Consider the following 25568-nt stretch of genomic DNA (forward strand, 5'->3'; position numbering starts at 1 on the left):
GAGGGTAGTGTTCTGCGAGCTTCCTCGCGGGCATCGGCTCTGCATGTCGGTGCCACTGAGGCTCTTGGGAGAAACCGGGGTCAGCACAGCACAATCCGCGTTTCGGCGAAGCCGGAATTGCAAACCGATTCGTTTGGCCGCAGTTGCCTTTGGTCGAATCCTCACCCCTCCGATCAACCGGGCCGTGCGTGGTCACCGGGACGGCGAGACGGCAATTCATGAGCTTGGCCTTGTTCCGACAATTCTCGCTCGCGGCCGCAAGTAACGATTGCAGCAGCCAATTCGCCTCCGCTTGACGAGGCAGTGGTCCTCATCTGAAATCTCAGCGAAAGTCACAGACTTAGTTCCGAATAGAGCGGTCTCGTCTGAGTGCCTGGATGAGTGAGTGGATCTATCGTCTCTGCTTGCGCGTCGCATAATAAATGCCGCCGTCCTTAGGCGATTGACAGTGTCATCATTGGTAATAATCATGAATGATAAAAAGAAAGGCAACTTGGTTAGACACCTTTTCTATTTGGATTCACGGCTTGTACATTTGATAATTATTTGATAGCCGTATCATTATATTAAGTATGATATATACGTTCCTTTACAGAGGTGAGCATCCTTCTTGACGTCCTGTTTAAAGTGACTTGCCGCGTTCGGCGGCCGGAGACTACATGGCACAATGGCGTTGACCCGCTGACCTAAGATGTTGCGATAGGTCTACCCTGCCCAGCCGTTTGGAATTGCTAAGAGTCTATGAATTTTTTTGAAGGAGATGTTGCGACTGACGCGTATTGGCGAGTGCTGATCAGGAAGGGGAGCATGAAAAAGCTGGGGGTCGTCAGGCGGCCAGCTTGGGTGCATTTTCTGGTCTCAGCCGTTTCTCGCCAGCGCTTGAAGTCGCTGTCGAGCGTGCCGTCGAGGATGCGCGTTCGCAGTTGGACGCCACGCGGCGTCCATTGTATTTGTTGCTTCTTGGGCAAACCGCTTGGCGATTGCCTGATTGATGGTTGACTCAACGAAGGGCTTGAACGACCTCCCGAGAACGGTGGCGTTCAGCGAAGTTCGGGATGAGATCGGCAGCTGAACTTCTCCAAATATCGCCGCAGCTTGCGTGCCCCTGGCAGCGGACGCCGATTAAAGCGCGTGTCGCGCTTAATCGGCCTCATATCCGGCAGCCTTGAAGAAGTTTCGACACTGTGTCGGGTCAAAAAGGTGGCAGATTTCGCCGAGAGCGTCTGAGAGGGCGTTGAAGGTTCTGGCCGCCTTCTTGCGCAGCAGCGCCTTGAGTTTCTCCCGGCGTCGTATTGCGCCATAGTCGGGATGTTATCGTCCCTAGCAGAGGAGCCATCTATGTCCGAGCTTGCCACAGTTGGTATCGACCTCGCAAAGAGTTGGCCCACTCTGTCTCCATACCCGTCGCCGCAATAGCGGTCGACCTGATCGGCCATCTGCGCGGTGCCGGTCTGATCGCCTCCGGTCCGCGCAGCCCAACACCCGGCGCGCCCTACACCTACGTCACCACCAAAGAATTCCTGCTGGAGTTCGGGCTTGAGACGCTGCGCGACTGCCGGATTTCGAGGCGCTCGAGGATGCCGGGCTGCTGTCAAAGGAGAAGCTGTTGCGTTTCATGCTTGCGGGCTGACGATATCAATCCATTGTGCGATCGCCGATGGTACCGAGCGGCCCGTCTGCCTCAGATCGTACAGGCACTGTTCGCCCACTTGCACACGGCAGACCGTGAAGGCCAACCCCTCCTCGACTGTTGTCTACGTACACCGATGCATCGGCAATCATTGACGCTGCCCCGATGGCTCTTTGGGTTTTCGGGAACCGGCGCAGCAGCCGCTCCGTCTCAACGTCATGCCCATGTTCCGCGACACGAGTCTGAACGCGCAGGATTGAAAGTTCGACATTGGCGAGGCCGACGAATAGCAGCAGAACAAAATAGCCTGCTGCCTGCATGTCACGGATGAGATCGAGCTTGGAATGAACGATGCCATCCGGAAGCTCTTCCCAATACGAAAAGACCGTCTCCATAGCGAAGGGAACTTTGGACTGCATCGCATGGCCGACGAAAGCTTGAACGCCATCCTGCGCCACCTTCATCCAGCTTCTATCGGTATCCCTGAGAGATTGTGCCCGGGAACAAGAGCCCCATCGCTGCCCGTTTCAGGCAGAATCGACAGCATCATCCGGTCAGCATTGATGAGTGGAATTTGCAGACGATCCGACAGGACTTTCCGCCACATCGTGGACTTTCCTGAACCGTTGTGGCCTGCGAGGACGATAGCGAGCGGCTTTTTCGAAGAGGGTCGCGATCGTCACGACAAGGAAGGCACGAATCATCGTCTAGCTCCGGGTCTTTGACGAGGCGGAAGGCGCGCGCCGCGAGCGAGGCGGGTTCACCTGACGCCGAGATCGACGCCCAGCTCTGCCGAAAGCGACCCCAACCGATCCTTCAGCCAGCACGTAGGCTTCTTCTTCACGAACGCAAAGGCGCGGCATTGCAGATTGGCCTCACACACAATGTAGCATCCCACGAAATCTGTCTTTATGCGCGCGTAGTCGCCGCCCACCATGTCACGACCAGAAGCGACGGCGAACGTGGACACCAGCACGCTAGAACTCAGTTCTTCGGCCACGCTGGCCGACGCATCCGGGTTCTTCACGAGCAACTTGGCGTCGCTCTTCAGAAAGCAAAATCGAGCCAGCTTGTTGTAGGTCGAAGCTCGGCAAGAACGATCGGCATTGCAGGCTGCGTGGCATTGAGCCTCGGAAACGTTTCGCAGCGTCGCGTAGTCAAAACCAATCACGTCGTAATCGTCAACGCTGCGGAAGGGTCGCGACGCCACGTAGGGCTCGGGGGCGGGGCTGCTCGTAGCGGGCGCCGCGTCGGTGACAGCAGCACTCTCACGACTATGGCAGAGGACCAGCACCACAGCTGGTGCGACTTTCTCTGCGAGATCCGCAGTCTCCAGGTGCGGCCCGATGGCATCGACGGCATCGAATGCCACGCCTCGGCTCTGAAGGAACGATCGAACCGCACTTCCCCTGACGGCGAAGTTGACGTTCTGGGGCACATTATCTGTGCCGGTCGCGCGGTCGTTTAGGACCGCCGTCGTGATACCGAGGACCGCACCGCTTCGATCTACGAGGGGACCGCCGGAATTGCCTGGTTGAATTGGCGTAGAAATCTGCAGGTAGCGGGAGTCGTCACCGATTCCGAGTAGCGAGTTCACGTTGCCGGTCGTGATCTTCACTGAACTCGACAGGGCGGTCGTTAGCGGGTAGCCGAACGCCGCGACGTCTTCTCCCAGCCGCGGCTCAGAATTCGTCAACTTGAGGACAGCCGGTACGGCGCCAGCACTCTTGTCAACAGCCAAGTCCTTTTGAACGTCGACCTTAAGGTCGGTGACCTCACCTCGGCCGACCACCGTTACGCTCTTGCAACCGTCGACGACGTGCGCGTTAGTGACCAGCCATCCGTCGGCGCTGACGAAAAACGCCGTGCCCGATGATGAGACATCCGATGATTGCGACCAAGCTGGATGGATGGCGCAAATCGACGCCATCACTGCAGCACTGACGGCGATACATCGCTTCGAGAAACGAAACACAGTAAAACAGACCACAGCCTAGTCGAAGCTTTTAATCTTGTCAGGCACGAGCACAAGTGGATTGCTTAATGGCGCGCACGCAGACAAGGAGAGCATGGGTTATCGCCAACCGGCTGACGTACATCGGAGAACTGGGCTGGGAGCTCCATATTCCCACTGAGATGGCTCAGCACGTTTTTGATGTCTTGTGGGAAGCCGGTGGCGAGCACGGGTTACGTCCGGCAGGCTATCACGCCCTGGAGCACCTCCGCTCCGAGCGAGCATACCGTGAGTACGAGCTTGACCTAACCCCGGTCGACACACTGCTCGAGGCCGGACTTGGGTTTACGATCGACTGGTCAAAGGCCTGTGGTTTCCAAGGCAAGGCCGCCACAGAGGCCCAGAAGGCGGCAGGCACGCCGCGCAAGCCGCTTCTGTCGTTTAAGCTGCGGGATCCAAAGCCCCCTACTCTTTCGCGAGGAGCTAATCCGCTACGATGGTGGCATTGTCGGCTACATCTCCTCTGGGGTCCGGAACTTTACCCTGGGGTCATCGATAGGACTCGGCTACGTCAACCACGCTGGTGGAGTCAGTCGCGGGTGGATCGACTCGGGAAGCTGGCAGATCGAAATAGACGGCGAGCTGTTCGACGCCGACGCATCCCTGCAGGCTTTCTTCGATCCCAAAGGCCTCAGGACGAAGATCTAGCCCCGCAGGCTGCAAGGTCCGAACGTACTCGGCCCTGTCCAGCCCCGTTCCTCCGCATTTCATCGCCCTCCGCCCGGATTAAAGCGCCAGGTGAACAAAATCCGATTTCAAAGGCGAAGTATTTCGAAATAATGTTGTGGCTGCTTATTACTGCGCCCAACGCCGACCGAAACCGCTCGCTCCTTGATGCCCGCGATTGTCACGACCGACAGATTATATTTGCGTGACCGCGCGGCCAGCACGCGCGTTTGCGAAGGATCGAGAAGGTTATCAGCGCGTGCGCAATGAGAAAGTACTGGAAAATGTCTTCAACAGTTCGTCTAGAGTTAGTCAAATTAGCTTTTAGGCTTTAGGCTAATTGTCCTTCATGATCCTGGATACTTGGATCCTGATGATACGACGAGGCCTTGCGAGGCGTCGCGTGGGTTCGGATGTGCGCGACGAGGACGCAGGCAGTCGCGCTCTCGTCAGAAGATCGGCGGGCGCTCTGGCCTCAACGCCGTGCTGACCCCAAATCGGCTTGGCTCGGGCGGGCAAGACGCATGGAAGACCATGGAGGTCTTCCTGTGGCTCCAGGGCCTTCCCCGGCCATCCGCCGGCGCAATGCCTGCCTATATGCCGACGAACCTCACATCATGGATCAACTTGTTGCAAGTCATCGATCCAATCGGGCTTGCCGAACCGACAAGCTGTCATAGCCCTTCGCCTTGTATACCGCAGTGGATATCAGCCAACTGGCGAGGAAGATGCCGACAACCGCGAAACCGAAATTGGCGAGGTTGTCGTTCATCGCGCCGACGAAGCCCCAGATCCCACCTTCGAGGCCGAGCTTGTCGGCAATCAGGCCAAGCGCCTCGATGCCGCCGATGAAGATCGCCACGGCCACGGACGCCGCCGTGATGGTAAGATTGTACCACAGCTTGCGGATCGGATTCACGAAAGCCCAGCCATAGGCGCCGGTCACCAGGACGCTGTCGGTCGTGTCCATCAGCGACATCCCAGCGGTGAAGAGTGCTGGAAAGACAAGGATCGACCAGAACGACATTCCTTGCGCCTCCTGGGTTGCCGAAATGCCGAGCAGGCCGATTTCAGTGGCGGTGTCGAAGCCGAGGCCGAACAGGAAGCCGATCGGATACATGTGCCATGAGCGCGAGACGATGCCGAACAGCGGGCCGAAGATGCGGGCGATGAAGCCGCGACCGGCAAGCAACGCATCGAGGTCTTCGTCGACGACCTTTTCGCCGCGCCGCGCGCGAGAGAACGCCGCCCAGATGCCTCTCAGGATAAACAGGTTAGCAATGCCGATCACCAGCAGGAACAGCGCTGACACGCCGGTGCCGATGACGCCGCCTATGCTATGAAATTCGTCCAGCCTGGACTGCATCATTGTCGCTGCTGCGGCGATGGCGATGGAGGCCACGATGACAATGCTCGAGTGCCCGAGCGAGAAGAAGAGGCCGACCGAGTAGGGCGCCTTGCCTTCCTGCGTCAGCTTGCGCACGACATTGTCAATCGCCGCGATATGGTCGGCGTCGAAGGCATGGCGCAGGCCGAACATATAGGCGAGCAGTGCGGTGCCGAGCAGCGCTGGCCGATCGGCAAAGGCGATCCACGCCCATACCCATGCCGTGATGTTGGCGGCGATGAGCAGGACGTAGGTCATCGCCGCCCTGGTTCTCACCCGAGTTGGCCGATCGTCGAAGGGATTGGGAAGTCCATGACCCGCCGGCGCATGTTGTGTCGGCGGCAAAGCGGATACGATCGTGTCCTTCATGACTTCGTCCTCTCGATCCGATGATGTGATGGCAAGCCTCGTGTCGAGGCATTGTGATATCGCTTAACCTGCAAGCCGCGCTTGAGCCGCCTCACCCTGCAGCCAGTCGTACCAGCTGGCGAGCCCGTCGCCGGTTTTCGCCGAGACCTGGATCGCCCTGATCTGCGGATTGACCGTTTGCGCATTGGCGATGGCCTCCTCGACATTAAAATCGACATGCGGCAACAGGTCCGTCTTGTTGATGACCATGATCTCCGCCGCTCGAAACATATGCGGGTATTTCAGCGGCTTGTCGTCGCCTTCGGTCACCGACAGGATGACGACCTTGGCGCGCTCGCCGAGATCGAACATTGCCGGACAGACGAGGTTGCCGACATTCTCGACCATGACCACAGAGCCGACTGCCGGCTTCAACTCGGCAAGGCCCTTGGCAATCATATCGGCTTCGAGATGGCAGCCGGCGCCGGTGTTGACCTGGACAGCGGCGGCACCGGCGGCGCGGATGCGCTCGCCGTCATTGGCAGTCGCCTGGTCGCCTTCGATGACCGAGATCGGCATCCTGTCCTTAAGGTCGCGGATGGTGCGCTCGAGTAGCGTCGTCTTGCCGGAGCCGGGCGAGGAGACCAGATTCAGCGCCAGGATTTCGCGGCCGGCGAACCAACCCCGATTCTTCGCGGCGAGCATATCGTTCTTGGCAAGTATCTGCGCCTCAAGCTCGACCACCAGATTGTGGCCTTGGTTGTGGCTGTCACCATGGTCATGGTCATGGTCACGGTCACGGTCATGGTCATGGTCATGGCCATGATCATGCGAGTGATCGTGATGGCCATCGGCGTGGTCGTGATGACCGTGGGAATGATCGTGACCGGCTTCATGCAATTCCGCATCGCCATGCGCATTATCGTGATGATGGTGATGCTCATGCACGTGGTCCGACCGGTGGTCGTGGCCTTGCTCATGGCCGTGGCTATGCGCATGAGAGTGGCAGTGCGGATGTTCGTGATCATGGATGTGACCGTCGTCGTGGTCGTGCGGGTGAGTGTGGCTGTGCTCATGACCGTGGTCGTGCCGATGCTGCATGCCGTCGTCATGCGGACGGGCATGATCATGCGCGTTGCCCAGCGCCGTTTCCTTGCCGGTCTGGAGGTCGAGGATTCGCGTTTCGTCCTTCGAGCCGCAACCACAGGTTCCGCACATCAGGGAGCCTCCTCGATTTCCATTTCCCGGATTTTCAGCTCTTCACCCGCCAGCCGGTCGATGGCGCGGGAGCCGCAGGCGCAGGCCTGGTAGAGCGTGGTGGTGTCGAAGGCCCCGCCGCAACTCCGGCAACGCGCCCGCCCCGCTATCTTCTGGATGTCGAGAAGCGCGCCATCGAGCAGCGTGCCCTTGGCGACGATGTCGAAACAGAACAGGATAGCGTCGGGCATCACGCCGGAGAATTGCCCGACGTCGAGCGTCACCCGTTTGACACGGCGGCCCTTCGCCGCTTCCTCGACGATTGAGACGATGTTGCGGGTGATGCCGAGCTCGTGCATCAGCAAATCCGCGGCAATTGTTCGCCGACCAGCATGTCGACGATGCGCCGGCCGCCGAATACCGTCTGCATGGTGACGCGCCCTGCCTCGCCGCGCACGGCATGGCCGATGATCGATGACCCCTGGCCCAGCGCATGGCCGGAGAGAGCGGCAAGTGCCGCCGCACTTTCCTCAGGTGGCACGACGACGACGATCTTGCCTTCGTTGGCGAGATAGAGCGGGTCGAGACCGAGGATCTCGCAGAAGCCGCGCACTTCCTCGCGTAGCGGCGTCAAAGCTTCGTCGATCTCGATCGACACACCGGAGGCGTCGGCGATCTCGTTGAGGACCGTGGCGACACCGCCGCGCGTCGCATCGCGGATGCAACGCGTGCCGGGTGCGGCTGCCAGCAGCACCTCGATCAACCCGTGCAAGGCCGCGCAATCGCTTTCGATCGAGGTTTCCAGCTCCATGTCGCCGCGTGCGCACAGGATCGCCGCGCCGTGGTCGCCGAGCAGCCCATTGACCAGGATGGCATCGCCCGGCTTCACGTGATCAATGCCGAGTTCGAGGCCTGGCCTGATCACACCGATGCCGGTGGTGGTGATGAAGATCTTGTCGCATGCGCCGCGCTGCACGACCTTGGTGTCGCCGGTAACGATGCTGACGCCGGCCTCGCGCACGGCCTCGGCCATCGACAGCGCTATGCGGCGCAGCGTCTCGACCTGCATGCCTTCTTCGATGACGACGGCGCAGGACAAATAGAGCGGCTTTGCGCCGCCGACGGCGAGGTCGTTGACGGTGCCGTAGACGGCAAGCTTGCCGATGTCGCCGCCCGGAAAGAACAGCGGATCCACCACGAAAGAGTCTGTCGTGAAGGCGAGGCGGTCGCCATGAGTCGCCAGCATTGTCAGATCGAAACGGGCCTGGTCCTCCAGAACCTCAGGTGCCGCGCCGGCAAAGGCGCTGATGAACACGTCGTCGATCAGATCCTTCATCGCTTTGCCGCCGCCGCCATGGGCAAGCGTCACGGTCGGGATGAAAACGCCCCCCAGCACGCGCTTGGGTGGCGGTGGCCGCACGTTCATGACACGGCCGCCACGCTGGCATCGGGCCGGGCCGCCGTGTGCTTCTTGACGCCGCCATACTGGTAGTAGGCGGCGCAAGCGCCTTCGGACGAAACCATCAGCGCGCCGAGCGGCATTTCCGGCGTGCAGGCGATGCCGAACACCTTGCACTGCCATGGCTTGATGACGCCCTTCAGCACCTCGCCGCATTGGCAGGATTTCGGGTCCGCGATCTTGACCCCGGGAATGGCGAATTTGCGCTCGGCATCGAAGCGGGCGTAGTCGTCGCGCACCTTGACGCCGGAATGGTCGATGGAGCCAAGCCCTCGCCATTCGAAGAATTCACGCAGTTCATAGACCTTGCCGACCGCGGCAAGTGCCGCGTTGTTGCCGGCCTCAGGCACGATGCGGGCATACTGGTTTTCGATCTCGGCGCGACCATCCTTGATCTGCTTCAGCACCATCCAGATCGACTGCAGCACGTCGAGCGGCTCGAAGCCGGCGACGACCATCGGCCGCTTGTAGAAGTCGGCGATGAATTCGTAGGGCGCGGTGCCGATGACCATCGAGACATGGCCTGGGCCGAGGAAGCCGTCGAGATGCAGGTCGGGGCTGTCGAGGATCGCCTTGATCGTCGGCACGATGGTGATGTGATTGCAGAACACCGAGAAGTTTTCGATGCCATCGGCTTCAGCTTGCAGCACGGTCAGCGCGGTGGACGGCATGGTGGTCTCGAAACCGAGGCCGAAGAACACAACCTCACGATCCGGGTTCTTCCTGGCCAGCGTCAGCGCATCCATCGGCGAATAGACCATGCGCACATCGGCGCCGTCGGCCTTGGCCTGCTGCAGGCTCTTCTTCGAACCCGGCACGCGCATGGCGTCGCCAAAGGTTGTGAAGATCACCTCGGGCCGTTCGGCGATCGATACGCAGTCGTCGACGCGGCCCATCGGCAAGACGCAGACCGGGCAGCCGGGCCCATGCACCAGTTCGATGGCGTCGGGCAGCATGCCTTCAAGCCCATAGCGGAAGATCGAATGTGTGTGACCGCCGCACACTTCCATGATGTTGATTGGACGCGTCCTAGCGATCTCGATCGTGGCGGCGAGCTTGTTGATTTCCTTGATCAGGATTTTTGCTTTTTCGCGGTCGCGGAATTCGTCGGTGTATTTCATTGGACGCTTCCTTTTCCGGCGGCGGAACCACGTTCGTCGGCGAGCAGCGTGTGCACGAGGTCCCACAGGATGTGGTAAGCAGCGACGTGGCATTCCTGGATGCGGTGGATCGAGGTCGACGGCACGACCAGCAGATGATCGAGGGTGCCGGATAATTTCATGCGACCGCCGTCGCCACCGGCGAGACCGATCGTGTGAACGCCCATCTCCCTGACCTTGGCGAAGGCCGACACCAGGTTCTGCGAATTGCCGCTTGTCGAAATGCCGATGACGGCGTCGCCCTTGCGGGCGTGCGCCAGCAGCTGGCGCACGAAGACATGGTCGAAACCGAGGTCGTTGCCGACGGCTGAGATCATGGCGAGGTCGGCGACGAGATTGGTGGCGGCGAGCGCCGGCCGGCCGGCGGTGACCGGATGGACGAACTCGACGGCGACATGCGAAGCATCGCAGCTCGAGCCACCATTGCCCATCGAAAAGAGTTGGCCATGGTTGCGGTAGACATCCGCCAGCGTGTGCGCGGCCGCGACCAGGATTTCGGCCTGGCCGCCGAAGAAGCTCTCATTGGTTTCGCGGGTGTCGCGCGCTTTCTCGGCAACGGAATGCAGCAAAGCCGCATTCATCTTTTCCGGGTCCTGCGCCTTGCCGTGCAGGAACGGATAGAGCGCTTTCAGTTCGCTTTCGCTGGACATTCTGGCGTCCTCCTCTTGCATGCCGCCCAAAAGTGCGGAGCGGTTTTGGGACAACGACGTGCATAAAAACAGAACTTGAAGCGCGCCGACGGCGGTCTAATGCACCGACGACAGCCTCATCGACTCCATTTCGGCTTGTACTTCGCCGAGTTCGGTAAGAATTTTCAGGGTCTCGGCGGCCTCATGCTCGTCGATGCGGCTCATGGCGAAGCCGACATGGATCAGCACCCAGTCGCCGACGCAGTCGTCGACGGAATGGGTTTCGTTGACGATGCAGGCAATGTTGACCTGCCGCCTGACGCCGCTGACATCGACCGTCGCCAGCTTCTTCAGGTGGTCATCGATCTTGACGATCCGTCCTGGGATTCCGAGGCACATGGTCAGCTCGCTTTCTGCCGGACTTGCCCGGCGTCGATGAGGTGAGCGGCGGCTACGGTCGCCTGGCCGAACGCGATGCCGCCATCATTGGCAGGGACTTTCGCGTGCGTCAGAACCTTGAAATCCACGGCCTCAACCCTGCTGAGAACCTGCTCGAACAGCACCTTGTTCTGGAAGCATCCGCCCGACAGCACGACCGTGTCAAAACGCGGCGGGGCATCGTCCTCATCACCTCGTGCCAGCTTCAGCGCCATAGCGGCGATCGACTTCGCCAGGCCCTTGTGAAAACGGGCCGAAATGACCGAGGCCGGGGTTTTCAGGATGAGGTCGCCTAGGATGGCATTCCACATGCCGAGCGGTTCGATATAAGGAAGCCCAGAGCCTTTCAGGTTCGGGATCGGCAAGGGATAGGCGAGATGATCGCCTTCCTCGACAAAGGTTTTGTGGCAGACAACGGCTTCGAGGCGAGCCGCGGCCTCGCCCTCATAGGCCTGCCGGTCGAAGCACAATCCGGCAGCGGCTGCGACCGCATCGAAGAGTCGGCCGCAGGACGATGCCTTGGGTGAATTGAGCGAAGCCTTGAGCATGGCGCCGATGGTTGCAAGCGGCTTGGCAGAAAGGGCGGCGAACAGGTCGAGATCCTCGAAATTCATCTTGAAGGCGGCGAAGCCCATTTCGGTCATCAGGTGGGCATAGAGGTTGCGCCATGGCTCGCGCACGGCTTGCGCGCCGCCGGGCATGGCGACCGGTTTGAAGGTGCACAGCCGCTCGAAGCGGCGATAGTCGGCCAGCAGGAATTCTCCGCCCCAGATGCCGCCATCCGAGCCATAGCCGAGCCCATCGAGCACGACAGCCAGAACAGGTGCAGCATCGAGCGCGCGGCCGTTTTCGGCGAGGCAGGCGGCAGCGTGAGCGTGATGGTGCTGAATTTCCAGCAGTGGCAGGTTTTCAGCGGCAGCTGTCGCTCGCGCCAGTTTTGCCGAGAGATATTCCGGGTGCAGATCCGCCGCCAGCGCCACCGGCCGATGGTCGAACAGATCCCGGTAGAGCCCAAGGTTATTGCGGTAGTCGTCGTAGGTCAGCGCGTCTTCGAGATCTCCCTGGTGCTGCGACAACACCGCGCGTCCGTCTTTGACCAGACAGAAGGTCGATTTCAGTTCCGCACCATAGGCGAGGATTTCCGGCGCCTGTTCAAAACCATACGGCAGCGCGATCGAGGCCGGTGCATAGCCACGCGCGCGGCGCAGCACCCGCAGTTTTCCACCCATGCGGCGCACAACGGAATCGTCGATGCGATTTGCGATGTCGCGGTTGTGGATCAAGGCGTAGGCAGCGATTTCAGACAGTTTCTTTGCCGCTTCGGCATCGTCGATAACCTGCGGTTCGTCCGATAGGTTGCCGCTGGTCATGACGACCGGGCGGGTCATCCTGCGAAGCAGGAGCAGATGCAGTGGCGTCGACGGCAGCATGAAGCCGAGCGTGCCGAGACCTGGCGCGATTGCCTCCGGCAGTTTCTCCGGCCCGTCGGCGGCAAGCAGCACGATCGGCGCCTCGCGGCTTGTCAGCGCGGCAGCCTCCTCGTCGCTGACCGTGGCATAGCGTCTGATCACATCCAGATCGCGCGCCATCAGCGCGAAGGGTTTTGCATCGCGGCGCTTGCGCTTGCGCAGCATGGCGACAGCCTCCGGCCGGGTGGCGTCACAAGCCAGCTGGTAGCCGCCAAGTGCCTTGATGGCGACGATCTCGCCCTTCTGGATCAGGCCGAGTGCGGCATCAACGTCGTCGAGCATCGAATATTGTTCAAAGGAGAGCGCGCGGCCGTCGAAACGGATCAGCCGGGCTTTCGGCCCGCAGACATGACAGGCGGTCGCCTCGGCGTGAAAGCGGCGGTCGGCGGGGTCGCGGTATTCCGTACCACAAGCTTCGCAGAGCGGGAAGGGCGCCATGGTCGTCGTGGCGCGGTCATAGGGCACGGCGCGCACGATGCTCAGCCTTGGACCACAGTGGGTGCAGTTGGTGAAGGGGTAGCGGAAGCGGCTCAGGAACGGGTCGGCGATCTCGGCCGCGCATGCGTCGCATATGGCGGCGTCGGGTGAGATTTCGGTGCGTGCCGCACCGACCACGCTGTCGACGATGACGAAACCCGGCTCGATTGTGCCACCGTAGCCACGCGTCTCGATAGCGGTGATTTCGGCCAACGGCGGTGGCAATGTTCGTAACTCGTCGATCAGCGCGGAAACGGCGGACACGGCGCCACGCAGGCGAATGAGCACACCCTCGCTGTCGTTGAGAACGTCGCCATCGAGACCGAGCTTGCGGGCGATCCGCCACACGGTCGGCCTGAAGCCGACGCCCTGCACGCGACCGCGCAGCCTGATCTCGACCGTTTCGGCCGGATCGGTGCGCGGCACGCAAAGCAGCGTGTTCATGCGGCCACCTCCCACAACAGCACGCGGTTGTTGCCGGTGTCGGCAACCGCCAGCGTTGTACCTGACGCCGACAGCGCGAACGGCCAGCAGACGCTATCGCGTGCGGCGAAACGCCAGCGATTGTCGCCCTTGTCGCAGAAGCTGGTTTGGGCGGCGAGGCCGGAAGCGGCGCGGTCCATCCCGAGATCATCAAGGGAATAGCTGACCAGACGGGAATTGGCGGTGTCGGCACAAAAAACGAGGCCGTCGTGAACGACCGTCCCGTAAGGCATGTTGAGCGAGCGATAGTTGGGATGGTAACCGGCACGGTTGTGGTCGTTGCCGTCGAAGCTCGATTGGCCCAGCACGAAGCTGCATGGCGCGCCGTCGACATTGGGCATCGAGTTCCAGACCATGATGCGGTTGTTGCCGGCATCCGCCACCAGGATCCGGCTGTCATCGACAGCCACGCTGTGCGGCCACCGCATGCCGACCGCGGCGCCCGAGCCCGACGCGTTGTCGTCGCGCGTTACCATATCCGTCTGGCCCAGCACCAGATCAGCGGCCTGGCCGTTGCGTTGAGGAAGCGAGTTCCAGACCAGCACACGACGATTTCCGGTGTCTGCGACAAACAGCCGTCCGTCGGCGACGGTGACACCATAGCACCAGTTCAGCGTGTCGGCGGCCGCAACGGCATCGCCACGGTTGGCAACGCCGCTCAAAAAATCCGCCTGCCCCAGCACCAGGTCCGCCGGTTGGTTCGAATGCTCGGGCAGAGTGCGCCAGATCAGCACACGGTGGTTCCATGCGTCGGCGACGGCGAGTATCGTGCCGTCGGTCGAAATGCCGGTCGGCATGTTCAAGGTCGCCGCACCGACCACGCCGCGCGCGTTGCGGCCTTCGGAAAAGAAGTCGGGCTGGCCGATCAAAAGGTCGGCAGGTGCATTGTCTTGATCCGGCACCTTGTTCCAGACCATCAAGCGATGATGGCCGGTGTCGGCAACGAAGCACGGCCCTTCGTGCGGCGCGAAGCAGACGCCCCGCGGCCCGAATAGCGTATGCGGTTTCGGCGCGACCGAGTCAGGCAGCCCGTCGGCATCCACTTGGTTGCCAAGTACGACGCGCGCGCCGGCTGGGTCGAGCATCGGCGGCAGTGCCATGCCAACTGGCGGCAGGGCTCGGCGATAGTCAGGCGAGAGCGAGATGCGGATCACGATGATAGCCTCACCTCGACGCGATTGCCGATAACGCGCACGGCGTGTGACTGCAGCGCCACTTCCGGAGCTGTCAGGCATTCGCCGCTGGAAAGGTCGTATTGGAAGCCGTGATGCGGGCAAGTGATGATGCCCTGTTCGACATCGCCGCTATCGAGCGGAATGCCGAGATGAGCACAGGCATTCTGAAAGCAGGACACGATCGCATCCTGTCGCGACAGGATCACGTCCTGCCCGCCGACGACGAGGGTGCTTATGCCGCCGAGCGGGATTTCGTCGAGGCGGCAGACCAGGTGCCAGCCGCCGACGGCGCCGAGCGCGAACGGGCTGACGAAGCGGACGCTGTCATTGTCGGCCGCATTGCTCATGCTCTTGATCTGGATGATGTCGGAGATCTCCGGACAGGCCTCCTCGATGGCCTTTTTGACGCCGGCATGAAAGGTCAGGGCCGAAGCCGGGCATCCATCGCAGGCGCCGACAAAGCGCACCTCGATCGCCGGCGGCCTCACGCTGACCAGTTCGACATCGCCGCCATGCGAGGCGAGCATCGGGCGCACGCCATCAAGTGCTGCCCCCACCCGTTCGCTAAGGCTGGGTTTCAAGATGTTGTGACGGCGAAGCACGGCGTAGACGACCTCGTCGGTCACCGCTTGCTTCATGGCCGCGAGCGCGGCAGGCTCTTCTTTCAGCGCCTTCACCAGCCGGCGTAGCGCCTCGCCGTTCAGGTCTTCGATGGCGCGCCGGTAGGCTTCGACGGCGCTACGCTGGGTCTCGTCCCAAATGGCGAAGATCGCCTCGACCCGCAGGATGTCGCCGGCAAGACCGGCGAGATCGTCGCGTTTAGTCGGGATGAGGTCGACGGCGTTCATCTCACCGATACCGCAGATCTTTGAAGAGATATGGCTGCAACGCACCCCCGATCAAGCCGGCGATCGCAGTCGCTGCGGCTACAGGCAGGCCGAGCTTGGCCAGCACTACGACCAGCACAGCTGTTGTGACGGCGCCTATCGCCGATTGGCGATAGACCTTGGACGGTTCGGAAAACAGTTTCCCGCGCAAAAACAGGAGGATGGAGCTCTTGGCCATTTCCCACATGGCGCCGCCTCAGCCGACAAGAGCCAGGATGACGATACCAGCAAGCACGCCGGAGAATCCGCCAACCGGGCCATAGAAGGAGCCCAACATAGCGGCCAGCTCGTTGCCGAGAGCCTTGCCACCGGTCGCCACGCCGCCGATGGCTCCGCCGATACCCGAGGCCACGAGCCCTGTTGCAAGCGCCAATGCGACGCTGCCTATTGTGAGTACTACTGCCGTCACTTGCCATTCTCCTTTCGTATGCTTGATGAAATAACCATCACCCGGTTTGCGCGTGCGCGCCGGTTCCGTTCGTGGGCGCCACGGCAAGCAATTCGCGGCCGATCTGGTCGCAGGCCTCGGCAACGAAGCGAGATTTTTCTGCTTCGCCGCTACGGCTGAAAATAGTACGACATTCCTGGTAATACTGTTGCGCGAGAAGCAGGTTAACTCGATTGCCACGTTCGGGATGCTCTGGATCGTCCGGCAGGTTCCATACACAGTTCGCCTTGTTGGCGATCGTATTGGCAAATTCGAGGGGCATCGTTTCACGCGATCGGACTTTCAGGGCCTCATCGTAAGCGTCAAGCGCGCGCAAATTATTTTCCAGCGTACGACTCGATGAAGCATATTGCAGTGCGTTGCCGAGATTGTTCTGCAGCATGGCGTACTCGGTCGGATGATCGATCAGATTGACAACCTTCAGGCCTTCCTCGAACGCCTGCACGGCCAGCGCCTCCCGCATTTTGGCTCTGGAGTCGGTGAACGGCATCGACAGGAAAGCCGTCGCCACATTGTTCTGCACGATGGCAAATTCCTTGGGGAACCGCAGCTTGTCGAAGGTGCGCAAAGCACGCTGATAGGCCGAGATCGCGTCGGTGATGCGGGCCTTGTGCTGACCGGCGAGATTCTGGATGGCAAGACCAAGGTTCATCTCTGTCTCGGCCAGTTCCTCCGGACGTCCGAAATCGGTGAAATGCGGGATGGCGGCCTCGAAAGCCTCGCGGGCCTGCTGCAGCGCCAGCGTGCCGCCTTCCGGCAGGACGAGAAGCGCCGTGCCCTTGCGCGCCATGATACGCGCGTCAAGCAGGCGCTGGTCCTCGGGGCAGAGCGCCAAGGCGCGGTCGTAGAGAAAAACGGCGGCGGCGATCTGCTCGGGATTTTTCGGACGCTGCTGCAGCCCCATGGCGATTTCCATGAGCATTTCGGTTCGCTCCGAGGGACTTGCGCCCGCATCGTCCGCCACACTCAACGCTGCCCGCACTTCGTCGCCAACGCGATCGCCGTTCATTCTTGGGTTCCTCCACTGACCGCGTGAGATGCAGCTTACTTTATTGGCAAAAATGCTAACGCACTTTCCTTTACCTGTCTATATAAATTACGAATAGTAAACTTAGTATGCAAAATGCGTGCTAGAGCAGTTTCTGGATAATCACGGTTAGGCATCGTAGCCGGCGTGGGCGAACAGGTTTTCGCATTCTTTGGGGTGGAAACGATCGATGGCGACGGCCACGGCGTCCCATAATTCCGGGATGGACCGGGCTGCTGCCTTTCGCAGTAAAGCCTTCAGCTTGGCGAAGGCCATCTCAATGGGGTTAAAGTCCGGGGAGTAGGGCGGAAGATAGCGAAGGGAAGCCCCCGCAGCCTCGATGATTTCGCGGACACCGACCACTTTATGAGCAGGCAGGTTGTCCATCACGACGACATCGTCGGGTTGAAGCGTCGGCACGAGGACGCGGCGCAAGTAGACCAGGAATGCTTCGCCATCCATGGCGCCGTCCAGGAGCCAGGGCGCGACGATCCCGTCGAGGCGCAGGCCGGCCGTGAAGGTCGTGGATTTCCAGTGCCCATGAGGAACAGCCGCCCGGCAACGCTGTCCACGCGCAGAGCGGCCTCGTAGCCGGGCCATCTTGGTATTGAGGCCACTTTCGTCGATGAAGATCAGGCGGCTCGGATCGAGATCGAGTTGGCCTTCGAACCACTCTTCCCGCGCTGCCAAAACATCCGGTCGCTGCTGTTCGGCCGCGTGCGCTGTCTTTTTTTGTACGTGATGCCACGCTTTGCGAAGAACGCATGGACCGTCGTCAGGCTGGCTTTGACCCCGCGCTCTGCCGCAAGGCGATCGACGATCTCGGCAAGCGTGATGTCCCGCTCATCGGTCTCGACCAAGGCGAGAATGAAAGTCTCGTGCGCGTCCAGCTTCGATACCTTCGGCTTGCCCTGCCGCCCAGGTTCCAGATTGCCGCTCGAACGCCAGGCCCGATACCATGCACCAGACGTCGATATCCCGATGGCAAACCGCCGTGCCGCTTCTCGGGTCGACAGGCCTGCCTCTATCGCCTCGATAACACGCGTCCGCAAATCCAGGCTGTAAGCTCGTGCCATGCCGCTGCTCCTTCCGCAAATCACTTCGATCAGGGAATCAGAACAAGCCGTTCACTGCAAACAAACGACTCCGATTAAGGGAAAACCGCTCTAGCAAAACATTCGCTGGCAATTAGCGCTACCTGCTCGGCATCCCAGTCGGCCTCAAGTTTGCAGTCGGCATCATCGCTGATCCCATGTTCACGAAAAAAATCGGGGGCGAAGACAACGCGATCCCCAACTCCGTTGCGCCGCTTCAGCAAATAACCGCCCGCCGCCGGGTGACGCACAGGCAGCACAACCAGGTCGCTCTTTCGCCGCAGAAGGACCACGGTCTCCAGCCCCGCGAAGAAGCGCTCATAGACCTCGCAGGACAGATAGAGCCCGCCGCGCCTAAGCTCGATTAAGACACCGGACATGCTTGTTGCCCCGGTATAAGTGCTGCAACCAGGACTTCGATACGACCTACGACCTTTTCAGCCGAACACGCCACCACGTCGGAAAGACCAATGCCAAGGTCCAGTTCAGACGCCTCGATCAGCAACACGGTCACATCCTGCGGAAACGCATCGCGAAAAATCTGCCGGCCGGCGTAGAGGGCGGCGTCCCAGCGGAAATCGTGCAGGTTCAGCCCCGGTGAATAGGCCCGCTCCAGTTCCACCCCCGGCACCTCGTGGATGGTTCCTGGTTCGACTCCGGATTTGGAAGCGTCAACAACGATCAAAGTCGTGCAGCCCCGCGCAGCGAACATGACCGACATTCCATCTGTTCTGGCATCGAACAATTTGACGCCTAAGTGTTCTATTCCGCGCGCCTTCAGCCGGTCGATGACAACTGGGCCGACGCCATCGTCCCGCCTGTTAGGGTTGCCGCATCCGATGATTGCGATCATCTCGCCACCGTTCAGATCCGCCAGAGCCTGCATGACCATTCCGGTTCGACCGGAACAGCGAACTCAGGCAATTCGCAGAACTTGCGATGCAAGAGATAGTACATACAGGTCTCGCAAGGTTGCTCGATGCCGCCATGCTCGATCGTTTCGAGCGTGAAGCCGCCGATCACCAGCTTGGATTCCAGACTTCCATCGGATTCTCGCAGACGGGCGATGATCTGCGCAATCTCTTCGTGGGTGTCACCTCTCGGGAAAACCTCGGTCTTGAGGCCGCCTGCCAGCATCGAGCGGATCTGCTCGAGGACCTCAGCATCCGTTGCTGCCGTTTGCGCCATGGCATCCTCCCCACAATGTCAGATGCGCCAGAGCCGGCACCACCAGTCCGCATCAACGGGCACGGCAAGCTCTGGCAAGTCACACCATTCGCGATGCACCAGATAGTACAGGCACTCCATGCAGCGCTGCCGATCCGGCCCATAGGGACGATTGAAGAAACCGCTGATAACCATCTTGGCTTCCAGGTCGTCGGGATTGAGAGCGCGCAGTTCGTCAAGGATAGCTGCGAACTCCTTTTCCGTTTCCGGAAAAGGTTCGGTCTGCGTCTTCAGCCCATTATCCATGAAATGGGCCATCTTTCGCAGCATAGCTTTTTGCTGCTCATTATTCATTTCACTCGCCTTGTCTGGAGCTTCGCCATCCGGGATGGTCGGCGATCCTGATAAGCGGGACGCCGAGATACCGACTGTTGAAGGAGAACTTTTTCCAATCAAGCCGTTCTGAAACGCGCGAGTTCTTCGCCAGTGCTGGCGTCATGGGCATGCACCGTGCACACCAGACAGGAATCATATGACCGGCAGACGTGACCCACTTCGACCGGATCGGTCGGGTCGGCGATAGGCGCCCCGATCAGAGCCTCCTCCATCGGCCCTCTGTTGCCGTCCTGCGAGCGCGGACCGACGTTCCACGTCGTCGGCGCTATGATCTGGTAGTTCTTGATCTTGCCGCCCTGCACCTCGATCCAGTGACACAGCGCCCCACGTATTGCTTCTGTCGCACCCCAGCCGCGACCATCCTTCTCCGTCGGCTTGATGTACCAGGGATCGTTGAGTTTGAATTCGCGCAATGCGTGCTCGGCCTGGCGGTAAAGCGCCAATCCCTCATGCATCCGGGCAAAGTGGCGGAGCATGACGCTGGCGCCACCGAGTTTCTTGTACATATCAAGAACCAGTGGATCGTAATGCTGGAAGCTCTCGCCATGCCTACCACCAGCAATCAATTGACGCGACAGTGGCCCTGCCTCGAGGCGACCGTCCTCGTTGTGTCTCACGGCGGTCGCCCAAGAGTATTTTCCGGCCATGTCGACGGTGTTTTTTCGGGTCGGCTTGGTTGTACGGTCGAAGGGATGCACGCCGCCCGGTTCATCATACCAGGCGCGAAGCGTGTCTTCGCGGGTGAATTTCTGGTCCATCAGCTTGTGAGTGTCGGCGTGGCCGTCATAGACGCCGCTTTTCATGATCAACGCCGCGTTGCGGCCCTCGATTGTCGGCTTCTGATACTTGTCTTCGTGCGGCAGGTATCCCCAGCTGACATACTTCCCGACGCCGTTGCCGTATTTGTCGGCGCCGATGTCGAGGCTCATGCGCCAGAACATGCCGAGATCGGAATTGGCATGTTCTGGACGTTCATCGAGCCAGGCCATGAAATCATCGTAGGACTTTATTTCTTGGTAGCGTTCCAGCGTGCAGCCGAGCCACACGGCTTCGATCCAATTACGCTTGAAGTGCTCAAGAATACCACAGGCACGGGTGACATCCGTCAACGTGGGAGCACACACTACGCCACCTGGTACCATATAGCTCGAATGCGGCCATTGCCCGCCGAGCAGCGCATAAATCTCGACTGGCCGTCCCGAAATGGTCACGCCGATCTCATAATTGGTGCCCGTGAAAGGTGCCCAGCGCTTGACGGCCTCCTCATAAAACTTGGACTTGGCGTAATTCTTGTTGGTGTAGTCGATCATAAACAGACCGTAGTGATGGCGGGGCAAACTCTGCAGACTTTCGACGATCTGACCGAGATTGCGCGCCACAATAGCGTTCCGCGGAACTTCGGTCTTCCATGCTGTGTCGAGCGCCCAAGCGGCGCAGGTCAGATGCGACGCCCCGCAGATGCCGCAGGCTCGCGGTGTCACCACCAAGCCTGCCTGCGGATCCTTGTCACGCAAAATAACTTCGAAGCCGCGAAAGAGTTCAGCCTGTGTCCAGGCGTTGACGACAACACCGTCCTTGATGTCGACACGGACGTCGAGATCACCCTCGACGCGGCCAACAGGTGAAATATCAAGTGTCTGTATAGCAGCGGACATGGTCGATGACCTTTCTGAAATGAAGTTTGATCGCTAGCGAATTTGGGACAAAACTGGCTCAGACGACGAAGATGTCCTCTTCAGCCCAGCGCGGAGACGCCGCCTTGGCCGCGGCGGTCAGCTTGACGTAACCAATCTTGTCGACGCCACTGGGCATGTCCTTGGGGACGCCCATGACCGTCTGGGTCTTGAAAACAGTGCCAGGGGCCAGATCGAAGAACGGGAATTCCGGCTCGGTGCAACCCATGCACGGCATCCCGGCGCGTGTCTTGGACGACTGCCGATTCCACAGAATTCGGTTGCAGGGTGAATGCGTCATCGGCCCGCGGCAGCCCAGATCATAGAACAGGCAGCCCTTGCGTTGGCCGAACTCGGTCGCAGAAACCTTGTAGGCGAAGTGCATGTTGCGCGTGCAACCTGTCTGTGTGAAGGACGTGAAGAAGGTTTTTGGCCGCTGGAACTCGTCGAGCGTCAGATCGGCAGCACGCCCGGTGGCCACCGCCACCACGATCTGGGTGATCCAGTCGGGATGGGCCGGGCAACCAGGAATGTTGATGACCGGAAGGCCAGCCTTGGATTTGTAATCCTTGCCGAGAAAGCCGCCATGGGCGCGCTTGAGGAATTGCAACCCGTTGCTTTCGGACGGATTGGGGGCCGTCGCAGGGATACCGCCCCAAGTCGCACAGTCGCCAATCGCGACTGTGAAATTCGCCACCTTGGCGAGATCGGCAACCCAGTCCTTCATCGGCCGCCCGGCAAAGCGGTTCCATTCGCCCGTACCGTCTGGAGCGTTCACGACGGTGCCTTCGAAAACGAAAATATCGAGCGCCATCTGGCCGGAGGTCAGCGCCCTCAGCAGTTTCTTAAGGTTGTCGCCCAGCTCCATGCCCAGAGATGGGTGCCAAAGCACATTGATGCCGAAATCCGTCACCAGATCGCAGGCGCTTGGCTCCTCGGCATTGAGGAACGACATCGTGTTGCCGGAACAGGCTCCGCCCTGGAGCCATAGAAGATTGGCCATAGTTCCCTCATCCTGATCGACGCTGCATTTTGGCGCAGCCGTTCAAAAAGGAGAAAAGCAACCTTCGTGCCAATCTGTGGAAACGCAAAAAAGCCAGCAAAATCCGCCAACCAATATATTGCGCTGCGGCAATGAGGCTGTGCTTTGCGCATACTTCATTTTCATGTGCAAGGAAGGTTACCTCTCTGCCAAGGGCTTGCCGCGCCAGAAAGGCCCTCAGCCATGCCTGTTGCCGCAGACTGGGCAAGCGACCTCAAGCAGATAGCCGTACCAGATGCCTCGGCAGCGGCTGCACCAATGGCCGATGGTCTGCTCCTCGGGAGCGCCAAGAACTGTCGCCATCGGCCCAAGGAGCTATGCTGGAATTTGGATGACGAGGCTGATCAAGCGGCGCTCTGCGGCTTCGTTTCGATGACCTCGATTCCGTCCAGGAACCTGGCACCTGCGATGAGTTTCGGCAACTGATTTTGTCCTTTCAATCGTCGCCACGTCCTGGCTGCGGCCATGACCAGCTTGAAGACCATCAGCCTGGCGGTTTTCGAGGACAGCGAGCCCTTGGTACGCACCGTGCGGTGGCGAACGGGCGCGAGCTGCTGGTCGACGTCAAGCGTCGTGGCCTTAAGATCGCGCCCGATCTTGCCGTGGGCGACGGCGCGCTTGGCTTCTGGAAGGCGCTCGATGAGCTCCTTCCCGGCACCAAACACCAGCAATGCTGGGTGCACAAGACAGCCAACGTTCTCAACAAGCGTCGAAAAATATGACGCGAAATATGCCAAAGCGGTCGACTGCCTGACGAAAGATCAGAATGCCTTGCTGGCGTTCTACGATTTCCCCGGTGCCGAAATCGGTGCAGGCCGGCATGAAGGCAGACCTGCGCGAAATCTATCTCGCTCCCAACCGGGCCTCCGCCGAGACGGCAATTGCCGTCTTCGCCGAACACTGGGATCATCTGCGAACGTCGGTTACCAATCCCATCGAAAGCGTCTTTGCGACCAGCTTTGCGCACCCTCGCGAATACCGGTCTGGAAGCCGACAAGTTCCTTCTTGCCCTCGGGTGTGGCGCCGATCAGAACCAGCATGCATTCGGCATGGTCTTCCATCCGGGCCTGCAGATAGATCCCGTCCGCCCACACATAGACATAGTGGCGCGCCGAAAGATCGCGCTTTTGCCAACGATCGTATTCGGCGTTCCACTGTGCCGTCAGCCGCGTGATCACCGAGGGTGACAGGTTCGGCGCCTCCTTGCCCAAGAGGGCCGCCAGAGCGTCCTGAAAATCCCCCGTCGAAACGCCGCGCAGGTGGAGAACGGGAAGCAGCGCATCCAGACTGCGCGTCCGACGCGCCCATTTCGACAGGATCGATGAGGAAAAACCGGACCCGGTCCGCTTCGTCGGTCGCGCCGCGATCCCGGACCTTCACCCGGCTGACAGGCACCGGACCGATGCCCGTCTGGATGCTCCGCTCCGGGCCGTGACCATGCCGGACAAGCCGGTCACGGCCATCGCCAAGCTTGAGATCCCGCATCTCGGCAAGAAACGCGTCGGCTTCCATCTCCATCGCCTGCGCAAGCAATTTGCGCGCGCCGCTGCGAAGCACATCCGTCAGTGGATCATCAATTTCGTCGGGCTGACGAAGGCGAACAATGTTGATAGTCTTGTTCATGGCGTATCGCTCTCCTTGAGAGGTTCTGGCAGGCTTCGTCACCCGCCTCGATACGCCGCTCTCCTCAAACCGTCATCACCCAGTTTCCGCCATAGCTCCGGCCCAAGCCCTAGAATTTTGGCTGGCTTTTTTGCTCCGACTGGCGATACCCGCGATTGCGGAAACCGGCGATGACGACGGTTCGACTTACAGTGGTGCCGTACTGATCGACCACCTAATTGTGGTTAAGATTATATCGCTTAATCTTGTTGGCAAGACCGACGCGTGACAGGCCGAGCTCATCGGCAGCACGGCTTTGGTTCCAGTGGTGACGTGTGAGCGCCCGGCGGACAATTTGCTTTTCGAGGCTTTCGACCTGATCCTTTAGCGTCACACCTTCCGGCTGGAAGATGCTTGCCCCATCCCCTTTGGGACGCGGCGCGGCGTTCAGCAATGCAGGCGACATATTTCGAGTCGTTAGATACTCGCCGTCCTTTGCCAGCGCCACCATACGACGGATTTCATTCTCGAGTTCGCGCACATTACCGGGAAACTCTCCATTGGAGAGTTTGTCGATGACGCTGGCGCTGATGCCAAGGATTTTTCGGCTGAGTGCGTCCGCGTGCTTGGCAGCGAAAAATTCCGCGAGCGGCGCGATGTCATCGGGCCGCTCACGCAGCGCCGGCACTTCGAACTCAAAACCTTTCAGTCGAAAATAGAGATCCTGTCGAAATTCGCCTCGCGCGACCAAATCATGAAGCGGACGGTTTGAAGCCGCGATGACGCGAACGTTGCAATGAAGGACCTTATCTGCACCCAGCGGCTTGACTTCTCCTTCCTGAAGGAAGCGCAGCAAGCTGACCTGGAACGAAGGTGACACTTCCGAAATCTCATCAAGGAACACCGTGCCCCCATCAGCAGCGCGAAACAGTCCGAGACGATCAGAGATTGCTCCGGTAAATGCGCCGCGCTTGTGGCCGAACAGCTCAGACTGCAACAATTCGTCCGACATTCCGCCGCAATTTTGCACAAGCAGCGGACTGGTTCGTCGCGTCGAATTGTAATGGACAGCGCGCGCAAGCAATTCCTTTCCAGTGCCGGTTTCGCCTTGAATGAGGATCGGCAGTTCCGTGGTGGCGGCTTGGCGTGCCAGGTCGCACATCTCAGCCATTTTCTCACTGACATAGACAAGCTTCTCGAAGCGTTGGCTTTCCGGCCGAAAGGGCGAGCCTTTGCGCTCGCCGAAGATGAGCGAGGCACCAGAGATCTTGAACTCGCGCGCGAGAATCCGATGGCGGCGAGCCAGTTCGCGAGTCTCCAGTGCTCGCTCTACGACCAGACCAAGCTGCACGGCGTCGAGTGGAGTGAGAAGGAATTGGTAGATCGCCGCTCGCGCCAGCGCCTGCATGGACACGCGGTGCGAATCTGGGGTTACGTACACGCGCACAATGTCAGGATGAGAGACGCGCAGCTGGGTTAGAAAGTCAAGCCCGCTCGTGTCGTCACCACCGTCTTCCGCAATCGCCAAGTCAACCTGGATACTGCTCATCGCCGTAAGCGCCTCGGCAGGGGAACTTGCAAGGACAACCCGATAGGCATAGCGCTCCGAAAGCACCTCGCATGGCGACCTCCATTCGCTTCCGGGTCGTGCTAGAATGACGATCGTGCCTGGCTGATCCATGAAAGATGGTTTCCACTCT

At 60.2% G+C, this 25568-nt stretch carries 24 protein-coding genes and 5 pseudogenes; 4 read left to right on the forward strand and 25 right to left on the reverse strand.

What is annotated here, in order from left to right:
- Window positions 1-1418 precede the first annotated feature (1418 nt).
- Window positions 1419-1630: pseudogene (locus tag ACFSQT_RS18630) on the forward strand (SMC-Scp complex subunit ScpB); the annotation flags it as partial.
- A 5-nt stretch (window positions 1631-1635) separates the two neighbouring features.
- On the opposite strand, the gene ACFSQT_RS18635 reads toward ACFSQT_RS18630, so the two are convergent.
- Together ACFSQT_RS18635 and ACFSQT_RS18640 are read right to left on the reverse strand one after the other, a co-directional pair.
- Entirely contained in the window at window positions 1636-2094 is a 459-nt protein-coding gene (locus ACFSQT_RS18635) for a hypothetical protein (RefSeq protein ID WP_206073790.1), read from the reverse strand.
- Between the two features lie 296 nt (window positions 2095-2390).
- Complete coding sequence (locus ACFSQT_RS18640) at window positions 2391-3605, reverse strand: trypsin-like peptidase domain-containing protein (RefSeq protein WP_379020986.1); 1215 nt, start codon at window positions 3603-3605, stop codon at window positions 2391-2393.
- Between the two features lie 68 nt (window positions 3606-3673).
- Between ACFSQT_RS18640 and ACFSQT_RS18645 the strand changes: the two are divergent.
- Together ACFSQT_RS18645 and ACFSQT_RS18650 are read left to right on the forward strand one after the other, a co-directional pair.
- Window positions 3674-3889: pseudogene (locus ACFSQT_RS18645) on the forward strand (hypothetical protein); the annotation flags it as partial.
- 64 nt (window positions 3890-3953) lie between these two features.
- Complete coding sequence (locus tag ACFSQT_RS18650; RefSeq protein ID WP_245331254.1) at window positions 3954-4292, forward strand: glycine cleavage T C-terminal barrel domain-containing protein; 339 nt, start codon at window positions 3954-3956, stop codon at window positions 4290-4292.
- 655 nt (window positions 4293-4947) lie between these two features.
- On the opposite strand, the gene ACFSQT_RS18655 is transcribed toward ACFSQT_RS18650, so the two are convergent.
- The 21 genes and pseudogenes from ACFSQT_RS18655 to ACFSQT_RS18755 all read right to left on the reverse strand — a co-directional run.
- Window positions 4948-5955 carry a HoxN/HupN/NixA family nickel/cobalt transporter gene (locus ACFSQT_RS18655; RefSeq protein ID WP_378920660.1) on the reverse strand — a complete coding sequence of 336 codons (1008 nt, stop codon included), beginning with the start codon at window positions 5953-5955 and terminating at the stop codon, window positions 4948-4950.
- Between the two features lie 174 nt (window positions 5956-6129).
- Window positions 6130-7263, reverse strand: a complete 1134-nt coding sequence (gene hypB / locus ACFSQT_RS18660) for a hydrogenase nickel incorporation protein HypB (RefSeq protein WP_379020988.1) — start codon at window positions 7261-7263, stop codon at window positions 6130-6132.
- A complete protein-coding gene (locus tag ACFSQT_RS18665) occupies window positions 7263-7601 on the reverse strand; it encodes a hydrogenase maturation nickel metallochaperone HypA/HybF (RefSeq protein WP_095090130.1) in 339 nt (112 codons plus the stop codon). The genes hypB and ACFSQT_RS18665 overlap by 1 nt, the downstream gene beginning before the upstream one ends.
- Window positions 7601-8668 carry a hydrogenase expression/formation protein HypE gene (hypE, locus tag ACFSQT_RS18670; RefSeq protein ID WP_095090128.1) on the reverse strand — a complete coding sequence of 356 codons (1068 nt, stop codon included), beginning with the start codon at window positions 8666-8668 and terminating at the stop codon, window positions 7601-7603. Before hypE ends, ACFSQT_RS18665 begins: the two co-directional genes overlap by 1 nt.
- A complete protein-coding gene (gene hypD, locus ACFSQT_RS18675; protein ID WP_378920640.1) occupies window positions 8665-9822 on the reverse strand; it encodes a hydrogenase formation protein HypD in 1158 nt (385 codons plus the stop codon). The genes hypE and hypD overlap by 4 nt, the downstream gene beginning before the upstream one ends.
- Window positions 9819-10511 (reverse strand): D-sedoheptulose-7-phosphate isomerase, encoded by a 693-nt coding sequence (locus ACFSQT_RS18680; RefSeq protein WP_095090501.1) that lies wholly within the window; start codon window positions 10509-10511, stop codon window positions 9819-9821. The genes hypD and ACFSQT_RS18680 overlap by 4 nt, the downstream gene beginning before the upstream one ends.
- Before the next feature lie 96 nt (window positions 10512-10607).
- Window positions 10608-10889, reverse strand: coding sequence for a HypC/HybG/HupF family hydrogenase formation chaperone (locus ACFSQT_RS18685; RefSeq protein ID WP_095090125.1), 282 nt, complete (start codon window positions 10887-10889; stop codon window positions 10608-10610).
- 2 nt (window positions 10890-10891) lie between these two features.
- The gene (gene hypF / locus ACFSQT_RS18690; RefSeq protein ID WP_095090123.1) at window positions 10892-13318 is read right to left on the reverse strand and encodes a carbamoyltransferase HypF; all 2427 of its coding nucleotides are present in this window, start codon (window positions 13316-13318) and stop codon (window positions 10892-10894) included.
- Window positions 13315-14511, reverse strand: a complete 1197-nt coding sequence (locus tag ACFSQT_RS18695) for an NHL repeat-containing protein (RefSeq protein ID WP_379020990.1) — start codon at window positions 14509-14511, stop codon at window positions 13315-13317. Before ACFSQT_RS18695 ends, hypF begins: the two co-directional genes overlap by 4 nt.
- Complete coding sequence (locus ACFSQT_RS18700; protein ID WP_095090119.1) at window positions 14508-15380, reverse strand: NifU family protein; 873 nt, start codon at window positions 15378-15380, stop codon at window positions 14508-14510. The genes ACFSQT_RS18695 and ACFSQT_RS18700 overlap by 4 nt, the downstream gene beginning before the upstream one ends.
- A 1-nt stretch (window position 15381) precedes the next feature.
- Window positions 15382-15606, reverse strand: a complete 225-nt coding sequence (locus ACFSQT_RS18705; protein ID WP_095090114.1) for a hypothetical protein — start codon at window positions 15604-15606, stop codon at window positions 15382-15384.
- A 9-nt stretch (window positions 15607-15615) separates the two neighbouring features.
- Entirely contained in the window at window positions 15616-15828 is a 213-nt protein-coding gene (locus ACFSQT_RS18710; protein WP_095090111.1) for a hypothetical protein, read from the reverse strand.
- A 37-nt stretch (window positions 15829-15865) separates the two neighbouring features.
- Entirely contained in the window at window positions 15866-16657 is a 792-nt protein-coding gene (locus tag ACFSQT_RS18715) for a hypothetical protein (RefSeq protein ID WP_378920647.1), read from the reverse strand.
- A gap of 366 nt (window positions 16658-17023) precedes the next feature.
- Window positions 17024-17970, reverse strand: a protein-coding gene (locus ACFSQT_RS18720; RefSeq protein ID WP_417568608.1) for an IS630 family transposase whose coding sequence is annotated in 2 segments (ribosomal slippage) — window positions 17024-17626 and window positions 17629-17970 — 945 coding nt in all. Because the reading frame shifts where the segments join, the coding sequence is not laid out codon by codon here.
- Window positions 17971-18044: 74 nt separating this feature from the next.
- Window positions 18045-18368: a hypothetical protein gene (locus tag ACFSQT_RS18725; RefSeq protein WP_095090107.1), complete on the reverse strand. Its 324-nt coding sequence runs from the start codon at window positions 18366-18368 to the stop codon at window positions 18045-18047.
- Window positions 18353-18874 (reverse strand): hydrogenase maturation protease, encoded by a 522-nt coding sequence (locus ACFSQT_RS18730; protein WP_245331252.1) that lies wholly within the window; start codon window positions 18872-18874, stop codon window positions 18353-18355. The genes ACFSQT_RS18725 and ACFSQT_RS18730 overlap by 16 nt, the downstream gene beginning before the upstream one ends.
- Window positions 18853-19176: a hypothetical protein gene (locus ACFSQT_RS18735; RefSeq protein ID WP_095090105.1), complete on the reverse strand. Its 324-nt coding sequence runs from the start codon at window positions 19174-19176 to the stop codon at window positions 18853-18855. The genes ACFSQT_RS18730 and ACFSQT_RS18735 overlap by 22 nt, the downstream gene beginning before the upstream one ends.
- An 18-nt stretch (window positions 19177-19194) precedes the next feature.
- Window positions 19195-19509: a hypothetical protein gene (locus ACFSQT_RS18740; RefSeq protein ID WP_095090103.1), complete on the reverse strand. Its 315-nt coding sequence runs from the start codon at window positions 19507-19509 to the stop codon at window positions 19195-19197.
- 98 nt (window positions 19510-19607) lie between these two features.
- On the reverse strand, window positions 19608-21206 hold the full coding sequence (locus ACFSQT_RS18745) for a nickel-dependent hydrogenase large subunit (RefSeq protein WP_095090101.1): 1599 nt from the start codon (window positions 21204-21206) through the stop codon (window positions 19608-19610).
- A 58-nt stretch (window positions 21207-21264) separates the two neighbouring features.
- Complete coding sequence (locus tag ACFSQT_RS18750) at window positions 21265-22227, reverse strand: NADH-quinone oxidoreductase subunit B family protein (protein ID WP_378920652.1); 963 nt, start codon at window positions 22225-22227, stop codon at window positions 21265-21267.
- 383 nt (window positions 22228-22610) lie between these two features.
- Window positions 22611-22814: pseudogene (locus tag ACFSQT_RS18755) on the reverse strand (IS256 family transposase); the annotation flags it as partial.
- Here ACFSQT_RS18755 and ACFSQT_RS39825 point away from each other — a divergent pair.
- Window positions 22785-23221: pseudogene (locus ACFSQT_RS39825) on the forward strand (transposase); the annotation flags it as partial. The pseudogenes ACFSQT_RS18755 and ACFSQT_RS39825 overlap by 30 nt on opposite strands.
- Here ACFSQT_RS39825 and ACFSQT_RS18765 read toward each other — a convergent pair.
- Both ACFSQT_RS18765 and ACFSQT_RS18775 read right to left on the reverse strand, forming a co-directional pair.
- Window positions 23220-23889: pseudogene (locus ACFSQT_RS18765) on the reverse strand (transposase); the annotation flags it as partial. The pseudogenes ACFSQT_RS39825 and ACFSQT_RS18765 overlap by 2 nt on opposite strands.
- Window positions 23890-24103: 214 nt before the next feature.
- The gene (locus ACFSQT_RS18775; protein WP_378920656.1) at window positions 24104-25417 is read right to left on the reverse strand and encodes a sigma-54 dependent transcriptional regulator; all 1314 of its coding nucleotides are present in this window, start codon (window positions 25415-25417) and stop codon (window positions 24104-24106) included.
- Between the last annotated feature and the right edge of the window lie 151 nt (window positions 25418-25568).

Origin of the sequence: Mesorhizobium calcicola, assembly GCF_042682105.1 — a bacterium.
GTDB lineage: Bacteria > Pseudomonadota > Alphaproteobacteria > Rhizobiales > Rhizobiaceae > Mesorhizobium > Mesorhizobium calcicola.